We start from the raw sequence: 276 nt of genomic DNA, 5'->3' as shown, positions 1-276 counted from the left end.
TTCGCTCACCGGCCCAGCTCCATCGGCCGTGCGGCGCCCCAGGCGAGGCCGCTGGCGACGGTCGAGGCGGCGTTGCGCATGTCTTCCGCCCCGGCCCTTGCGGCGGCGTCCAGCAGGTGCTGGGCCGCCTCAGCCTCGGTAAAGCCTGCCGCGTGCATGACGCCGCCGAGCGTGCAGGCAGCGCGCCGGAGTGCGTAATGGCGTTGGCCGGGCGGCGCGGTTTCCAACGTGTAGAGGGCGCGCGTGATGAGGGCGCGGGCGTGTCGGTTGACGTCG

At 73.9% G+C, this 276-nt stretch carries 1 protein-coding gene; it reads right to left on the bottom strand.

The features are described from left to right. Positions 1–5: 5 nt before the first annotated feature. A partial coding sequence (locus tag B8460_RS22595; protein ID WP_048863389.1) for a hypothetical protein occupies positions 6–276 on the bottom strand: 271 nt, incomplete at its 5' end.

Source organism: Acidisphaera rubrifaciens HS-AP3 (assembly GCF_000964365.1).
GTDB classification, from domain to species: Bacteria; Pseudomonadota; Alphaproteobacteria; order Acetobacterales; family Acetobacteraceae; genus Acidisphaera; species Acidisphaera rubrifaciens.
The sequence above is the reverse complement of the archived record's forward strand: the minus strand, read 5'-3'. Positions and strand labels throughout refer to the sequence as shown.